The organism is Rhodopseudomonas palustris, assembly GCF_007005445.1.
GTDB classification, from domain to species: domain Bacteria; phylum Pseudomonadota; class Alphaproteobacteria; order Rhizobiales; family Xanthobacteraceae; genus Rhodopseudomonas; species Rhodopseudomonas palustris_G.
In genome coordinates this window covers 4123472-4144112 of the sequence record NZ_CP041387.1, presented here as the reverse complement: position 1 = coordinate 4144112, position 20641 = coordinate 4123472, and the positions used below count along the sequence as shown (strand labels likewise).

The following is a 20641-nucleotide window of genomic DNA, read 5'->3' as shown; positions in this document are numbered from 1 at the left end:
GCGGGATACGGTGATCGGCCGCTTCGGCGCAGATCTGGTCTCGATGATAGGTGGCGCGCGGCGAGGTTGGCTTCGCCGCGCGCCGCATTCCATTTGCCGGAATACAACAAACACTCGCCGCCGCCGCGGGCTTGTTCTACACACGGAGCCATGAGTGAGCTTCGAACACCGGGCGCGCCAGGCGCGACCCTCGGGACGACAGAGGCGGCGACAGCGGCGGTCGCCGAACGCATCGCGCGCTGGCGGGCGCTGACCGCGGATCGACCCGGCGACGATCCGTTTGCGCCGATGGCGCAGGCCGGCCTGTTCGAGATCGGCCTTCCCGGCTGCGATGGGCGGCTCGACAGCTATGGGGCGATCGCGCAAGCCGAGCAGGCGATCGCAGCGGCGACCGGCGAACTCGGCCTCGCCACGGCGTTCGCCGGCCGGCAACTGATCGCGCGTTTCTTCATCGCCGGCTTCGCGGATGCTGCGCAGCGCGGCGAGCTGTTGCCGCGGATCGCTTCGGGGCGCGGCTGGGCCGCGGTGGCGATCTCCGAGCCCGGCGCCGGCGCGCATCCGAAACATCTGCAAACGACTGCCGAACTGCAGGGCGACGGTTACGTCGTCAACGGCCGCAAGGCGTGGATCACCAACGGGCCGGTCGCCGATCTGTTTCTGGTGCTGGCGATCACCGATATCGATCAGGGGCGCAAGCGCTATGGCTTGTTCCAAGTGCCACGCGACACCGCGGGGCTGACGCTGACCCCGATGCCGTCGCTCGACGTGCTGAAGCCGGCGTCGCATTGCGAACTGAGCTTCGAGAACTGCGTCGTGCCGGCCTCGGCGCGGATCGGCACGATACCCGACGCCTATCCGGCGATGGCACTGCCGTTCCGCGACCTGGAGGACACGGTCGCGACCGCGACCACTGTCGGCTACCTCGATTGGCTGCTGCACACGGTCGCGGCGCGGGTCGAGCGCAGCGAGGATCACGCGCTCACGCTCGGTCGCCTCGCCGGGCTGTTGTCGCTGGCGCAGGCGGCAAGCGCCGCCGCGGTGCGGGCGCTGGACAGCGGCGAGCCGCCCAATGGCGCGCGCGTGATCGGCGTCCGCAGCCTGGCGCGTATGCTCGTCGAAGAGTTGCGCGCGCTGTTGCCGCTGGATCGGATCGACGATCAACTCACCCGATCGCTGGCGGCGTTCGATGTGCTGGCTAATGTGGCGCGCGAGCCGCGCAAGCAGCGGCAGATCGCCCTCGGCCAATCTCTCTGGAGCACTCAACAGCAATGACCGCGAATCTGCCGATGCAATCCATCGAGGCCGTCACCGCTGGGCTGGCGTCGGTCGGCTATATCGCCAGCCGCCAGATCGCCACAGCGGTGTATCTGGCCGAAAAGATCGAGAAGCCGATCCTGGTCGAAGGCCCCGCCGGCGTCGGCAAGACCGAACTGGCCAAAGCGCTGGCGAGCTGGCGCGGCCTGCAGATGATCCGGATGCAGTGCTACGAGGGGCTCGACGAAGCCAAGGCGCTGTATGAGTGGAAATACGCCAAGCAGCTTCTCTACACGCAGATCCTCAAGGACAAGCTCGGCGAAGTGCTCGGCGGCGCGCAGACGCTGACCGATGCGCTCGGCCGGCTGCACGATTTCGGCGACGTGTTCTTCTCCAAGGAATTCGTCGAGCCGCGACCTCTGCTCAAGGCGCTGGAGCAGCCGCAGGGCTGCGTGCTGCTGGTCGACGAGATCGACAAGTCGGACGCCGAATTCGAATCCCTGCTGCTCGAAATCCTGTCCGACTATCAGGTGACGATCCCCGAGCTCGGCACCATCAGCGCCACGGTGAAGCCGCTGGTGCTGCTGACCTCGAACGGCGAACGCGATCTGTCGGACGCGCTGAAGCGGCGCTGCCTGCACCTGCATATCGGCTTCCCCGAACAGAAGCTGGAGGAGCGCATCGTCGAGAGCCGCGTGCCCGGCGCCGGCGAGACGCTGCGCAAGCAGATGGTCGGCTTCATCAACCAGATCCGCGCGCTCGATCTGAAGAAGCTGCCATCGGTCAGCGAGACGATCGACTGGGCACGGGTGCTTGTGCTGCTGCAGGCGAGCGAGCTCGACCACCAGACCGTGAAGGACACGCTCAACGTGCTGCTGAAATACGAGGCCGACATCGAAACGGCGCTGCCCCAGGTCGCCGGCTTCGTCGCCAAGTCCGGGCGCGAGGGTGTGTTCGGCTGATGCGCGAGGAGCTGCACCGCTTCTTCCGGGCGGCGCGCGGCGCCGGCGTGCGGGTGTCGCCGGCCGAGAGCATCGACGCGATGCGGGCGGTGTCGGAGGTCGGCTTCGCCGATCGCGGCCTGCTCCGCGACACCCTTCTGGTGACGCTGGCCAAGACCCAGGACGAGAAGCAGGCGCTGGCGCAGTGTTTCGATCTGTTCTTCAGCCGGCCCGAACCGAAGAGCAATGCGGATGCCGCCGACGCCGCCGATCAGCAGGCGGACAGCGGATCTTCGCCGTCGCAGCCGAGCGGCAGCGGCGCGCCGGGGCAGGGTGGCGGCGAAGGCTCGGCGCCGCCGGAGCTCGGCGAGTTGGCGCAGATGCTGCTGGCGCAGGATCGCAGCGCGGTGGCCGCGGCGCTGGCCGGTGCGGCGAATGAAGCCTCGCTGTCCAACATCCGGTTCTTCACCCAGCGCGGGCTGTTTCAGAGCCGGATGATGGAGGCGCTCGGCATCGGCCGGTTGCGCGACGATCTCGACCGGCTCAAGGCCGATGATCCGGCGCAGGCCGAACGGCTCGCCGCGGCGCTCGACGGGCTGCGCGACAGCGTGCGCGAAATGGTGGCGCAGGCGCTGCTGCTGTACGGCCGCGAGGAGGCGGAGAACCTGCGCCACGAGGTGCTGCGCAACGCACCGATGATGCGGTTGGAGCGACGCCAGGTCGAGCAGATGAAGGAGCTGATCCGCGCCATCGCGCGGCGGCTGCGCGAGCGCTACAGCAAGCCGCGCAAGCGGCAGCGCCGCGGCCATCTCGACGTCCGCCGCACCATCCGCCGCAACGCCGCCTGGGGCAACATCCCGTTCCTCACCGCCTGGAAGCGCCGGCACCGCGACCGGCCGCAGATCGTGGCGCTGTGCGACGTCTCCGGCTCGGTGGCGCAGGTGTCGGATTTCTTCCTGCTGCTGATCCACAGCCTGCACGAGGTGGTCGACGACGTCCGCTCGTTCGCGTTCTCCGGCCACCTGATCGAGGTCAGTGATATCCTCGCCAAGCAGGAGCCGGAAGCTGCGATGCGCGAGATCATGTCCAAGGTCGGGTTCGGCTCGTCCGACTACGGCGCGTCATTCGCCGACTTCGAGAAGCGCTGGCTGCGCAGCGTGACGCCGAAGACCACGGTGATCGTGCTCGGCGATGCCCGCAGCAACAATCTCGATCCGCGCACCGACATCCTGCGCACCATCTCGGAGCGCGCCAAGCGCGTGGTCTGGCTCAATCCCGAAGGACGGATGGGTTGGGGCTGGGGCGATTCGGAAATGTTCCGCTACGCGCCGTTCTGTAATTTGGTCAGGCAATGTTCGAACGCCAAACAGCTCGAGCGCGCGGTCTCGGACATCGTCGCCGCCTATCAGTAGCGGCTCTGTCTTGCGCCGAGCGGCCGCGCGCAAGGCTCAATTTCGCGGCAATTAGTTGCGCCGCACAAGATGCGGCGATTGACTTCCCGCCGGGCCGCGCCTTCACTCCCCTGGTCGAGACGGCCGTCAAGAGCCGCCGACCTTCCGAGGGAGAAAACCGATGAGCTTCGCTTACTTCGACTGGATCGCCCATCACGCCGAGGTCCGCCCGGAGCGGATCGCGGTGGTTGATCTCGCCACCAGCCGCAACATCAGCTACCGGGCAATGGACGGGCGGGTTGACCGGCTGGCGGCGCATCTGTCGACCCTCGGCGTCGGCCGCGGCGACCGCGTCGCGGTGCTGGCGCTGAACACGGTGGAGACGCTGGAGGTGCAGTTCGCCTGCTTCCGGCTCGGCGCGGTGTTCGTGCCGCTCAACGTGCGGCTCACCGTACACGAACTGTCCTACATCGTCGGCGACGCCGCACCGCGCGTGCTGGCGCATGACGATGAGCTGGCGCCGATGGCGGCGGAGTTGAAGGCCGCCTGCGGCGTGCCGCATCTGCTGGCGTTCGGCCCGGCCTATGAGGCGGCGCTGGCCGCATCGCCGCGCCTCGGTGCCGCCGAGCCGGTGACGCTCGATGACGTCTCCACCATCATGTACACCTCCGGCACCACCGGAAAGCCGAAGGGCGCCATGATCACCCATGGCATGACCTTCATCAACGCGGTCAATCTCGGCATCCCGATCTTCGTGTCGCAGCGAACCGTGTTTCTCTGCGTCCTCCCGCTGTTCCACACCGGCGGGTTGAACTGCTACACCAACCCGGTGCTGCATGCCGGCGGCACCACGCTGCTGATGCGAACCTTCGATCCGGGTATCCAGTCTTGCAGTGAGGCTGCGGTGAATAACGGGCGCTCTGGAGTCCTGGGTCGCCCGCCTCCGTAGGCGATGACAATCTCGCGCGGTGGCGCAGCGTGGCCTGCGCGAACGGTGATTACCGCGTCGTCTTCGGAGCGGAGCGGCGGCGATCGCCGACCGGCTGATAGGCGATGCGCGAGTGATGCGCGCAGTACGGCAGACCCGGCAGCGACTTGCCGCCGCAGAAGAAGAATTCGGGGCTCGACGGATCGCCGACCGGCCAGTGGCAGGTGGCTTCGTTGAGTTCCAGCAGCGACAGCCGCTGGTTCATCGGCACCACGTTGTCGAACGCGATCGGATCTGGCTCGGCCTCGACCTCGAAGGCGTGCGCCAAAGCGGTGTTGCCGCGCGCGACCGGGCGCGTGACCCTCATCATCTGCTGCACAGGGCGGGCCTTGCGCTGCCGCGGCGCCGCCGAGGTCGGGCTCTTGGCCCGGCCCGACAGGCCGAGGCGGTGGACCTTGCCGATCACGGCATTGCGGGTGACGTTACCCAGCTCAGCGGCAATTTGACTCGCCGACAGCCCGCCCTCCCACAATTTCTTCAACTGCTCGACGCGCTCGTCGGTCCAGGTCAATGCCGTCATAGTTCTATCCCTTCCTGCCAGCGGGCGCCGAGACTGGGGCGCGGAACCGCGGCTGTGAGGTCGTCAAAATCTCTGCTGTCAGAATCCCTTAGCGCTCGCCGGACGACCCCTGCCGCCCCGGCGTTACGCCTCGTTCGAGAACACGAAATGGATTACAAACCGCGCACGAGATGTCGTACCCGACAGGCAAAAGGCTACAATATGCCGTGACTCGGGCGCAAGAGTCCGACCCGGTGCGTCCACACCTTCTCCTGTGAGTGAGTCCGCGAAGCCACAACAAACAGCAGCGCTGATGCTTTCCGGCAGCACTTCGTCGAAGCTCCGTGTTGACAGTGAGTTCGACGCTTCTAGAATAATCCCACGTGCCGCCTGGAAAGGCGGCACGTTTCGTTTCCGGGGTACGTTGTCCCAGACTGCGTTCGTGTCATGCGCGTGACGCGTCCGGCCGGCGGCCCGTTTTTTCCGATCGGATCGGCCATGTCTCAGAGCGCTGCAACGTCCCATCTCCTCCCGGTTTTCGCCAGAGCGGATGTCGCGTTCGAGCGCGGCGAAGGTGTCTGGCTGCACGGGACCGATGGTGAGCGCTACCTGGATTTCACCAGCGGCGTCGCGGTCAACGCGCTCGGTCATTGCCATCCGCATCTGGTCGAAGCCTTGCAGCAGCAGGCGACCAGGCTGTGGCACATGTCCAACCTGTTCAAGAGCCCGGACGGCGAACGGCTGGCGGCTCGACTGTGCGAGCACAGCTTCGCCGACATGGTGTTCTTCTGCAATTCGGGCGCCGAGGCGGTGGAGTGCGCGCTGAAGATGGCGCGGCACTATCACTTCTCCAAAGGCGCGCCGGAGCGCACCCGGGTGATTACTTTCGAAGGCGCGTTCCACGGCCGCACCCTCGGCACCCTCGCCGCCACCGGCGCGGCGAAATACCTGGAAGGTTACGGCCCCCCGCTCGAAGGCTTCGATCAGCTCCCGCTCGGTGATCTCGACGCGGTGAAGACTGCGATCGGTCCGCACACCGCGGCGATCCTGATCGAGCCGTTGCAGGGCGAGGGCGGCGTGCGGTCGCCGGAGCCGTCGTTCTTCCGCGCCTTGCGCGAGCTGTGCGACGCCCATGGCCTGCTGCTGATTTTCGACGAGGTGCAGACCGGGATGGGCCGCACCGGCGAGCTGTTCGCTCACAATCGGTTCGGTGTCGCGCCCGACATCATGGCGCTGGCGAAAGCGCTCGGCGGCGGCTTTCCGATCGGCGCCTGCCTGTCGACCGCGGAAGCCGCCAGGGGCATGGCGCCGGGCGCGCACGGCTCGACCTTCGGCGGCAATCCGCTGGCCGTCGCGGTCGCCAATGCGGTGCTCGACGTGATGCTGCAGCCGGGCTTCTTCGACGACGTCAAACGATCCTCGCTGCTGCTGAAGCAGAAGCTCGCCGGAGTGGTCGACCGCCATCCGCAAGTCCTCAGCGAGGTGCGCGGCGAGGGGCTGCTGCTCGGCCTCAAGGCGGTGGTGCCGTCGCCGGAGCTGATCGCGGCGCTGCGGGCGGAAAAACTGCTCACCGTCGGGGCCGGCGACAACGTGGTGCGGCTGCTGCCGCCGCTGATCGTCAGCGAGGCCGAGATCGACGAGGCTATCGGGCGGCTGGAGCGCGCCTGCGTCGTGCTTGCCGGTCAGGCGGCGCAGAAGGAGGCGGTGTGATGAGCAGCGCCATCAAGACGCCGCGGCACTTTCTCGACCTCACCGAGCTGCCGACCTCTGAGCTGCGCAGCATGCTGGCCGCCGCCGTCGCCATGAAGGCGAAGCGCAAGGCCAATGCCGAAGCCGACAAGCCGCTCGCCGGCAAGACCCTGGCGATGATCTTCGACAAGCCGTCGACCCGTACCCGGGTGTCGTTCGACGTCGGCATGCGCCAGCTCGGCGGCGAGTCGATCATGCTCACCGGTCAGGAGATGCAGCTCGGCCGCGGCGAGACCATCGCCGACACCGCGCGGGTGCTGTCGCGCTTCGTCGACATCATCATGATCCGCATCCTCAATCACGAGGCGCTGCTGGAGCTCGCCGCCAACGCCACCGTGCCGGTGATCAACGGCCTGACCCGCAAGTCGCATCCGTGCCAGGTGATGGCCGACGTGATGACGTTCGAGGAGCATCGCGGCCCGATCAAGGGCCGCACCATCGCCTGGACCGGCGACGACAACAACGTGCTGGCGTCGTTCGCGCATGCCGCGGCGTGCTTCGACTTCAAGCTCAACGTCGCCACCCCTCCGCAGCTCGCGCCCAACAAGGCGCTGCGCGACTGGATCAAGGCCAGCGGCGCCGCGATCACCATCGGCACCGATCCGGAGCAGGCCGTTCGCGGCGCCGACTGCGTCGTCACCGACACCTGGGTGTCGATGGGCGACAAGGACGGCGAGCATCGCCACAATCTGCTCAAGCCGTATCAGGTTAACGCCAAGCTGATGTCGCTCGCCCACAAGGACGCGATCTTCATGCACTGCCTGCCGGCGCATCGCGGCGAGGAGGTCACCGACGAGGTGATCGACGGCCCGCAATCGGTGGTGTTCGACGAAGCCGAAAACCGCCTGCATGCGCAGAAGGGCATCCTGGCCTGGTGCCTCGGCGCGGTGGCGTAGTTACTCCTCCATTTTGAGCGGAGCGCTCGCGATCCCCCTCCCCCTTGCGGGGAGGGTCGGCCGAGCGAAGCGGAGGCCGGGGTGGGGGTACCCCGAGCACTGAGCGTGTGGCTACCCCCACCCGACCGGCCTTACGGCAAAGCCGATGCAAAGCATCGGCGTGTCTTTCTTAAGACGGCGGCCGGAGGCCGCCTTTGCACCCTCCCCGCAAGGGGGAGGGGGATTAAAGCCTGCCCCTTGGCATCGCTGCCATTCGCCTTCCAGCCCGGCCCTTTCTATCTTCGCCCTTGGCCCCCAGATAAGCGCTCATGACCTCACACAGCCCTGATCTCCGCATCACCGACAATCCTCCCGAGCGCGCGCCGTCGGCGGTGCCGATCGACGACAGCGTGCTGCCGTTCGAGGTCGGCGCGCTCGATCTGCGCGGCCGGCTGACCAAGCTCGGCCCGGCGCTCGACGCGCTGCTCGCCAAGCACGCCTATCCGGCACCGGTCGCCAAGCTGCTCGGCGAGGCGATCGTGCTGGCGACGCTGCTCGGCTCGTCGCTGAAGTTCGACGGCCGCTTTATCCTGCAGACTCAGACCGACGGCCCGGTGTCGTTCCTGATCGTCGATTTCCAGGCGCCCGATCGCCTGCGCGCCTACGCGCGCTACGACGCAGCCCGGCTCGAACCCGGGCTCGGCTCCGGCGCGCTGCTCGGCAACGGCCATCTGGCGATGACGATCGATCAGGGGCCGGACATGCGCCGCTATCAGGGCCTGGTGGCGCTCACCGGTGCCGGTCTGGAGGAGGCTGCGCACGAATACTTCCTGCGCTCCGAACAGATCCCCACCCGGGTTCGTCTCGCGGTCGGCGAGGAATGGCGCGGCGGCGAGGGCGGCCGGCATCACTGGCGCGCCGGCGGCATGCTGCTGCAATTCCTGCCGAAGTCGCCGGAGCGCGCGCGCCAGGCCGATCTGCATCCCGGCGACTCGCCGGAAGGCACCCAGGCCCACACCGTCGATGAGGACGACGCCTGGGTCGAAGGCCAGTCGCTGATCGCCACCGTCGAGGACGTCGAGCTGATCGATCCGGATCTGTCCGGGGAGCGGCTGCTGTACCGGCTGTTCCACGAGCGCGGCGTCCGGGTGTTCTCGTCGCTGCCGATGCGCGCCGAATGCTCGTGCTCGCGCGAGGCCGTCGCCGGCATGCTGTCCCGCTTCGCTCCCGCCGACCGCGCCGACATGGTCAAGGACGGCAAGGTCGTGGTGACCTGCGAGTTCTGCTCATCGGTGTACGAGTTCACGCCGGAGGAGGCGGGGGTGGAGTGATCGTAGGGTGCGTCGAGCCGAAGGCGAAACGCACCTTCCTGCGCAGCCTTCCCGGTTTTCGCTGCGCTCATCCCAGGCTACGAACTGTCGATTAGTTCAACGTCCGTTTCCCCTCCGGGCTGTCCAGCGAGAAGGTCGGGACGTCGATCTCGAAGGTCTCGCCGGTTTCGCTTTCCATCTGGTAGCGGCCGGCCATGAATCCGGAGGCGGTGGGGAGGGGGACGCCGCTGGTGTATTCGAACCGCTCGCCGGGCGCGAGCACCGGCTGTTCGCCGACCACGCCTTCGCCGCGCACTTCCTGGGTCCGACCGGAGGCGTCGGTGATCACCCAATGCCGGGTGCGGAGTTGGACGGTTTCCTCGCCCGAATTGGTGATCACCACGGTGTAGGACCAGAAATACTGCCGGTTCTCCGCCGAGGAGCGCTCGGGCAGATAATTCGGCTCGACGGTCACTTCGATCCGGCGGGTGACGGCACGGTACATGGCTCGATTTCCAGCTCTTGGCCTAAATATAACGAAAATCAGCGTTGAAACCAGTCGTTCGGAACGAGTTTCAGGTTGTCGCGCCGGCGTCTCCGCGGTTTCAACATAGTTCGGGGCTAGCCATCCTCGGCTTCGAACAGCGCCTTTGGGGGCTGCGGCAGAATGCCGGCCGTGCCGCCAGCCGCTTCGCCGGTGGCGCGCCGGCTGCTATAGCAACGACGAGCGTGCAGTGCGCCATCGCAGAGCCACATGACTCCTCCCGTCACCACCATTGCCGAACCGGTCACCGGCGCGCCGCCCGCAGGCGGGCCGCCGACCGAGCCGGCTGCGCCGCCACCGCGGACGGCCCCCCCGCCGCCGCGCAAGCCGGCGCCGAAACGGGAATTGCGGCTGGATCTGTTCCGCGGCCTGGCGCTGTGGCTGATCTTCATCGATCATCTGCCGGCCAACGTGCTGACCTGGTTCACGCTGCGGAATTACGGCTTCTCCGACGCCACCGAGATCTTCATTTTCATTTCCGGCTACACGGCGGCGTTCGTCTACGGCAGGGCGATGACCGAGCTCGGCTTCGTGGTAGCGGCGGCGCGCATCCTGAAGCGGGTCTGGCAGATCTACGTCGCCCACGTGTTCCTGTTCACGATCTTCCTGGCCGAGATCTCCTACGTCGCCACCAGTTTCCAGAACCCGCTGTATTCCGAGGAAATGGGCATCCTCGACTTCCTCAAACAGCCCGACGTCACCATCGTCCAGGCGCTGCTGCTGCGGTTTCGTCCGGTCAATATGGACGTGCTGCCGCTGTACATCGTGCTGATGTTCTTCCTGCCGCCGATCCTGTGGCTGATGCGGCGCTGGCCGGACGTGACGCTCGGGCTGGCGACCCTGCTCTATGCCGCCACCTGGCAGTTCGACCTTCACCTCACCGCCTATCCGAGCGGCGCCTGGGTGTTCAATCCGTTCGCCTGGCAGCTTCTGTTCGTGTTCGGCGCCTGGTGCGCGATGGGCGGGGCGGAACGGCTGTCGCGGGTGCTGGCCTCGAAGCTGACGCTGTGGCTGGCGGCGATTTATCTGGTGGCCGCATTTTATGTCACACTGACTTGGTACACCCCGCAATTGTTCCACACCCTGCCGAAATGGCTCGAGCAGTGGATGTATCCGATCGACAAGCCCAACCTGGACGTGTTGCGGTTCGCGCATTTTCTGGCGCTGGCGGCGCTGACCGTCCGGTTCATCCCGCGGGACTGGCCGGCCTTGAATTCGCTCTGGCTGCGACCGCTGATCCTGTGCGGCCAGCATTCGTTGGAGATCTTCTGTATTGGTATTTTCCTTGCTTTCGCCGGATACTTCGTGCTGGCGGAGGTTTCCGGCGGCGCCTTGATGCATTTCTTCGTCAGCTTGACCGGTATCTTCATCATGTCGGCCGCCGCTTGGCTGTTCTCGTGGTACAAAAATGTGGCGAGCAAGTCCGGGTCGCGGCCACCGCCCGACGCCGACCTCGCGGGGGGCGATGCATGAAGGCCACGGCGATGGCCGGGTTGGGTCTGGCACTGGCCGTGGCGCTGCTCACGGCGATCGGCCTGTCGGCGCCGGCCGCGGCCGAGCAGAACGGCCAAAGCTGCGTCCCGCCGGCCTATCTGCTGGCGACCGAGGCCAGGCTGAAGGGCGTCGCCGCCGCGATCAAAACCAGCCGCAAGATCGACGTTCTGGTGGTCGGCAGCCGCTCCTCGACCATCCTGTCGGCGGAAAACAGCGCCTATCCCGGACGATTGCAGGCGCTTTTGCGCGACAAGCTGCCGGGCGTCGAGGTCAACGTCATGGTCGAGATGCGGTCGAAGCGGACCGCCGCCGATGTCGCCGCCGGGCTCTCGGCCCTGGTCGCCGAGCGCAAGCCGGGGCTCGTAATCTGGCAGACCGGAACCTTCGACGCGATCCGGTCGATCGATCCGGACGAGTTCCGCACCGCCCTCGGCCAGGGCATCGCCGCCGTGAAGCAGGCGGGTGCTGACATCGTGTTGATGAATTTGCAGTATAGTCCCCGCACGGAGACGATGATCAATCCGGCGCCGTATCTCGATGCGATGCGGGTCGTCGCGCAGGAATACGAAGTTCCGCTGTTCGACCGCTTTGCGCTGATGCGCCACTGGAACGAGACCGGCGAGTTCGATCTGTTCAGTCCCGCGCCAGGGATCGATATGGCGTTGCGGATGCACAACTGTCTGGCGCGGGCGCTGTTGGCGTTCGTGATGGAGGCGGCGCAGATCGACCCGGCGGAGGTGAGGAATAAGCGTTGATGAGAGTATCCGACCGCTCCAAATCCGCCGCCGCGGCGCTATTGGCGACGACATTCGTTCTGTCTGCTGCTCCGGACGAGAGGGCGCAGGCCCAGACCGTGCAGACCCAGACTGTGGAGGCTCAAACTGTGCAGGCTCAAACTGCGCAGACCCAGGCCGGGCCTGCAGCCGGGGAGGCCGCGCCCGGCGAAGCCGAGCCCCACATCGTTCCGGCCGATCGCAGCAAGACCGTTGCCGGCACCGCCCTCGACAAGATCAAAGGCGTCGCCAAACAGGCCGGCGACATCCTCGGCCGGGTGCCCTGCTTGCCGCCGAAGGGCGGCGCCAAGTCGATCGGTTCGCTGCCACGCGTCGCGCGCAAGCTCGCCGACCGCCGGCCGGTGGTGATCGTCGCGTTCGGCTCGTCCTCGACCCAGGGCTATGGGTCGAGTTCGCCGGCGTTCACCTATCCGAACCGGCTCGCCGCGATGCTGAGGCGCCATTATCCGCACTCCGACATCACCGTGGTCAACAGCGGCAAGGGCGGCGAGGACGCGCCCGAAATGATGCAGCGGCTGAAGACCACCGTGCTCGACGCCCAGCCCGATCTGGTGATCTGGCAGGTCGGCACCAATGCGATCCTGCGCGACCTCGATCCGGCCGACACCGGCAGGCTGGTCGACGACGGCATCAGGGCGATCCAGTCCGCCGGGGCCGATATCGTGCTGGTCGATCCGCAATACGCGCCGCGGGTCAACGAGCGGCCCGAGCATGCCGGCAAGATGATCAAGGCGCTCGGCCGGCTCGCTGAGCTGCGCCATGTCGGCATCTTTCCGCGGTTCGAAGTGATGAAGGAATGGCACGAGCAGCAGGCGATTCCGTTCGACAAGTTCGTCATCGCCGACGGGCTGCACATGAACGATTGGGGCTACGCCTGCTTCGCGCAACTGCTCGGCGACGGCATCATCCGCTCGGTCGATCAGGTTCGGCTCGGCACCGCCGGACCGGGCGACGTCACGGCATTTCGGCCGATGTAGTCATCGCACCACCACCTTGGCGCCTTTCGGCACGCGGGCGTAAAGGTCGATCACGTCCTGATTGAGCATCCGGATGCAGCCTGACGACACCGCCTTGCCGATCGTCTCCGGCTCGGTGGTGCCGTGAATCCGGAACAGCGTATCCTTGCCGTTCTTGTACAGATACAGCGCCCGGGGCCCGAGCGGATTGGTCTCGCCGCCCTCCATGCCCCTGGCCCATTTGCCGTAACGCTCCGGCTCGCGCGCGATCATGTTCCGCGTCGGCGTCCAGTGCGGCCACTCGGCCTTGCGGCCGACCTCCGCCGTGCCGGTGAATTCCAGCCCGGCCTTGCCGACCCCGACGCCGTAGCGCAGCGCCTTGCCGCCTTCGAGCACCAGATAGAGAAACCGGTTGCGCGGATCGACCACCACCGTCCCCGGCGGCTCGGCGGTCCGGTAGTCTACCAGTTGCCGGACGTAGGCGGGATCGAGCTGTTCGGCTTCGACGGCGGCGATCGGGTGTCTGTCGGTGTCGATCGCGGCGTAGCGCGCAGCAACTGCAGGAGCGACCGTCGCTGCCGGTCCCTTGATGTCGGTCGTCGAGTTGGTGACGCAGCCGCCGAGCGCGAGCGCGGCAGCCGCAAGAACGAGGATCGGGCGGATCGTCATCGGATGCAACGGACGCCGGCTCACTTCGCGCCCTGGGATCCGCGCACCTGCGCCACCACCTTCCTGAACGCGTCGGCGTCGAGCGCCGCGGCGACCTTGTAGGGCCCGACCAGATAGACCGGCGTACCCTGCAGGCCGATCGCTTCGGCCTGCGATTGCGTCCGCCGCATCAGCGCGGTGATCGCATCGCCATGGGTATCGAGGTCGCTTTGCAGCTTCGCCATGTCGACGCCGGAGGCCGCGACCGCATCGCGCATCTGGTCCTTCGAGATGCCGCGTCCGGGGATCGCCATCAGGGCGTCGTGGGCGATCTGATACTTGCCCTGATACTTGGCGCCGAGCGCCATCTGCGCGCCGTACACCGACGCTTCGGTCAGGATCGGCCAGTCCTTGTACACCAGCCGGATCTTGCCGTCGCTGCGGACCACCTTCTTCAGGTCCGGTTCGGACTTCTTGCAGAACGGACAATTGTAATCGAAATAGGTGACGATGGTGACGTCGCCCCTGGGATTGCCGGCCTCCGGAGCGTCCGGATCGCGCAGGATCGCATCGACATCGACGCCTTCGGCCCAGGCCTGCGGCGCGCCGAACGACCTCAGCAGCGGCACGGCGGCGATCGCGCCGAGGATCAGAAGGGATTGTCTGCGGTTCATCGTCATTCTCCAGTCTGGCGGTGATCAGGACCGCGCGTCCAGGCGCTTCAGGGTCAGGGTGCGCGGGCGTCGAGAAACACCATGGTCGGCGGGCCGACTACGTCGAAGCGCTGCATCAGCGCCGCGGTCTCGGCATTGGTGGCGGTGACGTCGGCGCGAATGACGGTGAGGCCGGCGAGACGGCGCTGCACTTCCGGCGCGGCGAACACATTGCGCTCCATGGTCTTACAGGCGGTGCACCAGTCGGCCGAGAAGTCGATCATGATCGGCTTGCCGCGATCGCGGCCGTCGGTGATCGCCGCATCCAGTGCGGCGACCGACGTCACCGTCCGCGCGTCGTGCAGAGGCTGCGCGGTGCGGCTGCTGCTACCGAACACCGCGAGCGGCCGCAGCGGATCGTCGGCTCCGCCGGCCGCGCCCACGATCAGGGCGCCGCCGTAGACGAACAGCGCCAGCCCGGCCGCCTTGCCGAGCCGCGGCACCGCTCCGCCGGGCCGGCCGATCCGGTCGAACGCGCCGAAGAACACCGCGGTCCCGATCGCCAGCGCGGCCCACAGCATCATGCTGACCGAAGCTGGTACGAGGCGCCCGAGCAGCGCCGTCGCGATCGCCAGAAAGACGACGCCGAACAGCTTGCGCACGCTCACCAGCCACGGGCCGGAGCGCGGCAGGACGCCGCCGCCGAAGGCGCCGACCAGCATCAGGGGAAACCCCATGCCGAGGCCGAGCGCGAACAGCGCCGCAGCGCCGCGCGCGGTGTCGCCGGTCTGCGCGGCATACAGCAGAGCTGCGGCGAGCGGCGGCGTCACGCACGGGCCGACGATCAGCGCCGAGGCGAAGCCGAGCGCCGCGGCTCCGAGCAGCGGCCCGGCACGGCTGCTGATCCGGCCGGTCAGCGCATCGCCGAACCGTGCGGCGGGAAGCTGAAGTTCGAACAGGCCGAAGCTCGACAGCGCCAGCGCGACATACACCGCCGCCATTGCTGCGAGCGCGGCCGGCATCTGCAGTACGGCTTGCAGGTTCTGTCCGGACCAGGCCGCGGCGATGCCGAGCGCCGCATAGGCCGTCGCCATGCCCAGCGTGTAGATCAGCGCCAGAGCGAAACCGCGGACCGGCGTGATGTCGCGGCCCGCGCGGGTGAGCATGCCGGCGACGATCGGCACCATCGGCAGCACGCACGGCGTGAACGCCAGCAGCAGACCGAATCCGGCAAAGGCGAGCAGCAGCGGCAGCCAGGCCTGGGTCATCGACGGCAACACCGACGCGGCGGACCCGCCGATGTCCGGCGACGCTGCGATGCTGCGCGGCTCGGCGCCCGGCAGTGCCGGCGGCAGATCGGGCCAGGCGATCTGCGGCGTGGCGCCGGCGGTGCCGGCGATCGTCACCGCGGCGCTGCCGAGGTCGACGGCCGCGGTCACCGGCGGATAGCAGATGCCGCGTTCGGCGCAGCCCTGGTAGCCGACGCTGAGCCGCGCGACGCCGTTCAACGCGCCCGCCGGGATCGTGACGGCGAGGCTGCGGTGATACACTTCGGTGATGCCGAAGTTGGGATCGTCCTTGGTGGTGCCTTGCGGCAGTTCCGGGCGCAGCCGGGTGCCGTCCAGTGCTCGCACCACGATCTTGTCGCGGTACAGGTAGTTGCCCGGTGCAATCGTCCAGTTGAGGATCACGCCGTCGGCGGCGGGATCGACCGTAAGCCGGAACGGCTGTTCTCTGGATGCGGCAGTTGCGGTGTTCCCCGCGGACATTCCCGCCCCCGCCACGACCAGCAGGGCGATGATACGTAACAGACGAATGGCCATGATTCCCCGGCGCTTGCGAACCGGGGGCAGTCTGGCCGCCCAGCTTAAGCCAGCCTTAAGCCTGAGGCAGCAAGCCGTGATGAGGAGGTGACGGGCCGATGCGAATTCTGGTGGTCGAGGACGATGCGATGATCGCGGACGGCATCCGTGCCGGGCTGTCGCTCGCCGGCGCCAGCATCGACTGCGTCAGCGGTTGCGAAGACGCCCGTGCGGCGCTGGCGGCGAACGAATTCTCGGCCGTCGTGCTCGACATCATGCTGCCGGACGGCAGCGGCGTCGATCTGCTGCGCGCCATCCGTGCCGCCGGCGACACGACCCCGGTGCTGCTGCTGACCGCGCTCGACGAAACGCCCGACCGCATCGCCGGTCTCGACGCCGGCGCCGACGATTATCTCGGCAAGCCGTTCGATCTCGATGAACTGTCGGCGCGGCTGCGCGCGATCATCCGCCGCCGCGACGGCCGCGCAGCCACCTGCCTCGAACACGGTCCGGTCCGGCTGTATCCGGCGGAAGGCAATGCCACGCTGGACGGCGTATCGGTGGCGCTGTCGCGCCGGGAATTTGCCGTGCTGCACGCGCTGATGGAGCGGCCCGGCGTGGTTCGCTCGCGCGCCGAACTCGAGGAGCGGCTGTACGGTTGGGGCGACGAAGTCGACAGCAACGCGATCGAGGTCCACATCCACAATCTCCGCGCCAAGCTCGGCCGCAGCGCGATCGAGACGATGCGCGGCCTCGGCTATCGGATGGCGCCGCGATGATCGGCTCGCTGCGGCTGAGGTTGTTCTTCGTGCTGCTCGGCGCCACCGGCGCGGTGTGGATCGCCGCGGTGGCGTGGATCTATGCGTCCAGCCAGCGCGAGCTGGAACACGTGCTCGACACCCGCCTGCAGGAAGCCGCGCGGATGGTGGTGTCGCTGGTCGGCAGCATGGAGGGCCGGCTGCCCGAAAAGCTGCCGAGCCTGCGGCCTGCGGCCACGGGCGGCAACTACGAGCGCCAGCTCTCCTGTCAGGTATGGTCGCTGCAAGGGACGATGATCGCACGGTCGAGCGGCGCGCCGGAGCAGCGGCTCAGCGACCAGCCGAGTGGGTTTTCCGAACGCCTGATCGACGGCGAGGTCTGGCGGATCTACGCGACGGAGGACGAAGCCAAAGGCTTCAGGGTGCTGGTCGGCGATCGACTCGGTCTGCGCGACCGCCTGGTCACCGACCTGATCAAGGGACTGCTGTGGCCGGCGCTGCTGATCGCGCCGCTGCTCGGGGTGCTGATCTGGGTCAGCGTCCGCCGCGGCCTGCGGCCGTTGCAGGCGATCGCGTCGGATCTGGTCGGCCGCGGCGCCGACGATATGCGGCCGGTCGACGCCAGCCGCGCGCCGTCGGAGGTGAAGCCGTTGACGCTGGCGCTCAACGCGCTGTTCGAAAAGGTCGCGCTGGCGCGCCGGCACGAGCGGGAAATCACCGCATTCGCCGCGCACGAGCTGCGCAGTCCGCTCACCGCGCTGAAGACCCAGGCGCAGGTCGCGCTCGCGGCGAACGACCCGGTGGTGTCGCGGGCGGCGCTCCAGCAGATTCTGCTGGCGGTCGATCGCGCCACGCGGCTGGTGCGGCAATTGCTGACGCTGGCCCGGCTCGACGCGCATGCCGAGATCGACGATCGCACCCGCGTTCCGATGCGCCCGCTGATCGAGGAGGTGGTTCGCGCCACGCCGCGGGCCGGCGGCATCGAGGTGACGATCGGCGACGATCTCCGCGACGTGGTGTGGAATGGGAATCGCGAGTGTCTCGAGCTCGCGATCCGTAATCTGCACGAGAACGCGGTGCAGTACATGCCGGGCGGTGGCGAAGTCCGCTGGCGGACCGGGGAGTCGCCGCGCGACATCGTGGTCGAGGATACAGGACCAGGAGTCGCGGCGGACGAGCTCGACAAGATCGGTCAGCGCTTCTTCCGCGGCCGCAACAAGTCGGTGGTCGGTAGCGGTCTCGGTCTCGCGATCGCTTCGCTCGCGGTCGAGCGCAGCGGCGCCGGCCTGCATCTCGGCAACCGCACCGACCGCTCAGGCTTCCGCGCCGAGATCAGGCTCCGGTCCGATCGATAGTTTCGCGCCGAGCTCCACGCAATGACGACACGGGGCCTTGATCGCTCATACCTTCTCCAGCGCCGCGACCAGATCCTCGATCAGATCGTCTTTGTGTTCGAGGCCGGCCGACAGCCGGATGAAGCCTTCGCTGATGCCGAGCTCGGCGCGGGCTTCCGGTTTCAGCCGCTGATGCGTGGTCGTCGCCGGGTGGGTGACGAGGCTCTTGGCGTCGCCGAGATTGTTGCTGATCTTCACCAGCCTCAGAGCGTTGAGGAAGCGGAACGCTTCGGCCTTACCGCCCTTCACTTCGAAGCCGACCAGCGTCGAGCCGGCCCCCATCTGCTTCTTCACCGTCTCGGCCTGCGGATGGTCGGCGCGGCCGGGATAGACCAGCCGCGGCACCTTCGGGTGGCCGGCCAACGCATCGGCGATCGCGGCGGCGTTGGCGGTCTGCTTCTCGACCCGGATCGACAGCGTCTCCAGACCCTTCAGCAGCACCCAGGCGTTGAACGGCGACAGCGACGGCCCGGTTTGGCGCAGGAAGATCTGGATGTGCTCTTCGATGAACGCCTGCGACGACAGCACCACGCCACCGAGGCAGCGACCCTGGCCGTCGATGTGCTTGGTGGCCGAATACACCACGACGTCGGCGCCGAGCTGCAGCGGGCTCTGCCAGATCGGGGTGGCGAACACGTTGTCGACCACGAGGCGCGCGCCGCCGGCATGGGCGACTTCGGCGATCGCGCCGATGTCGAGCACGTCGAGCGTCGGGTTGGTCGGGCTTTCCAGGAAGCAGGTCCTGGTGTTCGGCCGCATCGCGCGCTGCCACTGGCCAAGATCGAGACCGTCGACCAGCGTCGACTCGATGCCGTAACGCGGCAGCAGATCCTCGACGATGTAGCGACACGAGCCGAACATCGCTTTGGAGGCGACCACGTGGTCGCCGGCCCGCAAGGGCGCGAGAATCGCGGCGGTGACCGCCGCCATGCCGGTCGCAGTGGCGCGCGCCGATTCGGCGCCCTCAAACTCCGCCATCCGCTGTTCGAAGCTGAACACCGTGGGGTTGGAGAACCGCGAATATTGGAAGCCGGCGTCATCGCCAGTGAAGCGCGCCTCACACTGCTCGGCGCTGTCGTAGACGAAGCCTTGCGTCAGAAACAACGCCTCGGAGGTCTCGCCGAATTGCGAACGCAAGCTGCCGGAATGCACCAGCCGGGTCTCGCGGCGGAAGTGAGCGGTGGCGGGAACGGGAATCGTCGGTTTGGACTCGGACATGTGGTCTCCAGCGCGCCCACATCGGACGATGCGGGCACAAAAAAACCGGCCTGGGGATCAACCCTCGGGCCGGGACCACAACGTCCCCGGCCTGTTTAGCGACTTGTTTAACGTGGCTGCAAGCCGGCCGGCTCAAATCACCACGGGATAAGTCGGGCTCTTAATCCTCCGTACTCTTCCCGTCAAGCCGGGCTTCGGCTAGCGGTGAACACTCGTATCTGAGTTTCCCGGAGGGCATGGCTGCGCTCCGAAGGATGACACCGTGCCGTTCACCCTGCCGCCCGACGCCGACGGAATTCTGCCCGACCGCATGATCGCGGCGATGACGGAATCGGGCCTGATCCTGCCGGAATATCCGTTCGTCGAGAGCCAGATCCAGCCGGCCAGCCTCGACCTGCGGCTCGGACCGATCGCCTATCGGGTGCGCGCCAGCTTCCTGCCGGGGCCGGACTGCACCGTGGCGGAGCGGATCGACGAGCTGAAGCTGCACGAGATCGACTTGTCGGACGGCGCGGTGCTGGAGACCAACTGCGTCTACATCGTGCCGCTGCTTGAGAGCTTGGCGCTGCCGCGCCATATCGTGGCCGCCGCCAATCCGAAAAGCTCGACCGGCCGGCTCGACGTGTTCACCCGGGTGATCGCCGACGGCACCCGCCGCTTCGACATGATCGGCGCCGGCTATCACGGCCCGCTCTATGCCGAGATCAGCCCGAAGACTTTCCCGGTGCTGCTGCGCGAAGGCTCGCGGCTGTCGCAGGTCCGTTTCCGCGTCGGCCAGGCCACGCTGGAGCAGGACGAGCTCGACGCGCTGCACGACGCCGAGCGGCTGGTCGATGCCGACGACGCCGACCTCGCTGGCGGCGTCGCGCTCAGTGTCGATCTGTCGGGCGAGAACTCCGAGGGCTTCGTCGGCTATCGCGCCAAGCGCCACACCGGCGTGGTCGATATCGATCGTCGCGGCGGCTATGCGGTCGGCGAGTTTTGGGAGCCGATCGCGGCCCGCCCCGACGGCACGCTGATCCTCGATCCCGGCGAGTTCTACATCCTGGCCTCGAAGGAAGCCGTCCAGGTGCCGCCGGACTACGCGGCCGAGATGGTGCCGTTCGATCCTTTGGTCGGCGAATTCCGCGTGCACTACGCCGGCTTCTTCGATCCCGGCTTCGGCTACGAAGGCGCCGGCGGCTCGGGCGCCCGCGCGGTGCTCGAAGTGCGGTCGCGCGAGGTGCCGTTCATCCTCGAGCACGGCCAGATCGTCGGCCGCCTGATCTACGAAAAGATGCTGTCGCGCCCCGACGCGATGTACGGCCAGCGCATCGGCTCGAACTACCAGGCCCAGGGCCTGAAGCTGAGCAAGCACTTCAAGGCGTGAGGCG

18 protein-coding genes, 1 pseudogene and 1 riboswitch are annotated in these 20641 nt (G+C 67.5%); of the genes and pseudogenes, 13 read left to right on the top strand and 6 right to left on the bottom strand.

Annotation, left to right across the window (positions count from 1 at the left end):
• Positions 1-66: 66 nt before the first annotated feature.
• The 4 genes and pseudogenes from FLL57_RS19040 to FLL57_RS19025 all read left to right on the top strand — a co-directional run.
• Entirely contained in the window at positions 67-1272 is a 1206-nt protein-coding gene (locus FLL57_RS19040; protein WP_235677171.1) for an acyl-CoA dehydrogenase family protein, read from the top strand.
• Positions 1269-2216, top strand: coding sequence for an AAA family ATPase (locus FLL57_RS19035; protein WP_142883700.1), 948 nt, complete (start codon positions 1269-1271; stop codon positions 2214-2216). Before FLL57_RS19040 ends, FLL57_RS19035 begins: the two co-directional genes overlap by 4 nt.
• A complete protein-coding gene (locus FLL57_RS19030) occupies positions 2216-3607 on the top strand; it encodes a vWA domain-containing protein (RefSeq protein WP_142883699.1) in 1392 nt (463 codons plus the stop codon). The genes FLL57_RS19035 and FLL57_RS19030 overlap by 1 nt, the downstream gene beginning before the upstream one ends.
• Before the next feature lie 160 nt (positions 3608-3767).
• Positions 3768-4466 (top strand): annotated as a pseudogene (locus FLL57_RS19025) (AMP-binding protein); the annotation flags it as partial.
• A gap of 118 nt (positions 4467-4584) precedes the next feature.
• Here the strand turns inward: FLL57_RS19025 and FLL57_RS19020 are convergent.
• The gene (locus FLL57_RS19020) at positions 4585-5094 is read right to left on the bottom strand and encodes a GcrA family cell cycle regulator (protein WP_142883698.1); all 510 of its coding nucleotides are present in this window, start codon (positions 5092-5094) and stop codon (positions 4585-4587) included.
• Positions 5095-5571: 477 nt separating this feature from the next.
• Here FLL57_RS19020 and FLL57_RS19015 point away from each other — a divergent pair, with 477 nt between their 5' ends.
• From FLL57_RS19015 to FLL57_RS19005, 3 genes are all read left to right on the top strand, one after another.
• Positions 5572-6783: an aspartate aminotransferase family protein gene (locus FLL57_RS19015; RefSeq protein ID WP_142883697.1), complete on the top strand. Its 1212-nt coding sequence runs from the start codon at positions 5572-5574 to the stop codon at positions 6781-6783.
• Positions 6783-7718, top strand: a complete 936-nt coding sequence (gene argF / locus FLL57_RS19010; RefSeq protein WP_013504593.1) for an ornithine carbamoyltransferase — start codon at positions 6783-6785, stop codon at positions 7716-7718. The genes FLL57_RS19015 and argF overlap by 1 nt, the downstream gene beginning before the upstream one ends.
• Before the next feature lie 308 nt (positions 7719-8026).
• The gene (locus FLL57_RS19005; RefSeq protein WP_142883696.1) at positions 8027-9028 is read left to right on the top strand and encodes an Hsp33 family molecular chaperone; all 1002 of its coding nucleotides are present in this window, start codon (positions 8027-8029) and stop codon (positions 9026-9028) included.
• Positions 9029-9119: 91 nt separating this feature from the next.
• On the opposite strand, the gene apaG is transcribed toward FLL57_RS19005, so the two are convergent.
• Positions 9120-9512 (bottom strand): Co2+/Mg2+ efflux protein ApaG, encoded by a 393-nt coding sequence (gene apaG / locus FLL57_RS19000; RefSeq protein ID WP_047308973.1) that lies wholly within the window; start codon positions 9510-9512, stop codon positions 9120-9122.
• A 249-nt stretch (positions 9513-9761) separates the two neighbouring features.
• Between apaG and FLL57_RS18995 the strand changes: the two genes are divergently transcribed.
• Genes FLL57_RS18995 through FLL57_RS18985 form a run of 3 tightly spaced genes read left to right on the top strand, consistent with a single transcriptional unit; the run spans position 9762 to position 12816 of the window.
• The gene (locus FLL57_RS18995; protein WP_142883695.1) at positions 9762-11024 is read left to right on the top strand and encodes an OpgC domain-containing protein; all 1263 of its coding nucleotides are present in this window, start codon (positions 9762-9764) and stop codon (positions 11022-11024) included.
• Positions 11021-11800, top strand: a complete 780-nt coding sequence (locus FLL57_RS18990) for an SGNH/GDSL hydrolase family protein (protein ID WP_142883694.1) — start codon at positions 11021-11023, stop codon at positions 11798-11800. The genes FLL57_RS18995 and FLL57_RS18990 overlap by 4 nt, the downstream gene beginning before the upstream one ends.
• Positions 11800-12816: an SGNH/GDSL hydrolase family protein gene (locus FLL57_RS18985; protein WP_142883693.1), complete on the top strand. Its 1017-nt coding sequence runs from the start codon at positions 11800-11802 to the stop codon at positions 12814-12816. The genes FLL57_RS18990 and FLL57_RS18985 overlap by 1 nt, the downstream gene beginning before the upstream one ends.
• On the opposite strand, the gene FLL57_RS18980 is transcribed toward FLL57_RS18985, so the two are convergent.
• The 3 genes from FLL57_RS18980 to dsbD are packed head-to-tail and all read right to left on the bottom strand — an operon-like array spanning position 12817 to position 15919.
• The gene (locus FLL57_RS18980) at positions 12817-13464 is read right to left on the bottom strand and encodes a L,D-transpeptidase (RefSeq protein WP_013504586.1); all 648 of its coding nucleotides are present in this window, start codon (positions 13462-13464) and stop codon (positions 12817-12819) included.
• Positions 13465-13484: 20 nt separating this feature from the next.
• Positions 13485-14117, bottom strand: coding sequence for a DsbA family protein (locus FLL57_RS18975; protein ID WP_047308977.1), 633 nt, complete (start codon positions 14115-14117; stop codon positions 13485-13487).
• 53 nt (positions 14118-14170) lie between these two features.
• Positions 14171-15919, bottom strand: coding sequence for a protein-disulfide reductase DsbD (gene dsbD, locus FLL57_RS18970; RefSeq protein WP_235677170.1), 1749 nt, complete (start codon positions 15917-15919; stop codon positions 14171-14173).
• Positions 15920-16017: 98 nt separating this feature from the next.
• Here dsbD and FLL57_RS18965 point away from each other — a divergent pair, with 98 nt between their 5' ends.
• Both FLL57_RS18965 and FLL57_RS18960 read left to right on the top strand, forming a co-directional pair.
• Positions 16018-16677 (top strand): response regulator, encoded by a 660-nt coding sequence (locus tag FLL57_RS18965; protein WP_013504583.1) that lies wholly within the window; start codon positions 16018-16020, stop codon positions 16675-16677.
• Complete coding sequence (locus FLL57_RS18960) at positions 16674-18011, top strand: sensor histidine kinase (RefSeq protein WP_013504582.1); 1338 nt, start codon at positions 16674-16676, stop codon at positions 18009-18011. Before FLL57_RS18965 ends, FLL57_RS18960 begins: the two co-directional genes overlap by 4 nt.
• Before the next feature lie 45 nt (positions 18012-18056).
• On the opposite strand, the gene FLL57_RS18955 is transcribed toward FLL57_RS18960, so the two are convergent.
• Positions 18057-19268, bottom strand: coding sequence for an O-succinylhomoserine sulfhydrylase (locus FLL57_RS18955; RefSeq protein ID WP_142883692.1), 1212 nt, complete (start codon positions 19266-19268; stop codon positions 18057-18059).
• A gap of 74 nt (positions 19269-19342) precedes the next feature.
• A riboswitch (SAM riboswitch) is annotated at positions 19343-19422 on the bottom strand.
• A gap of 108 nt (positions 19423-19530) precedes the next feature.
• On the opposite strand from FLL57_RS18955, the gene FLL57_RS18950 reads away from it, so the two are divergent.
• Positions 19531-20637, top strand: a complete 1107-nt coding sequence (locus FLL57_RS18950; protein ID WP_142883691.1) for a 2'-deoxycytidine 5'-triphosphate deaminase — start codon at positions 19531-19533, stop codon at positions 20635-20637.
• Positions 20638-20641: the final 4 nt, after the last annotated feature.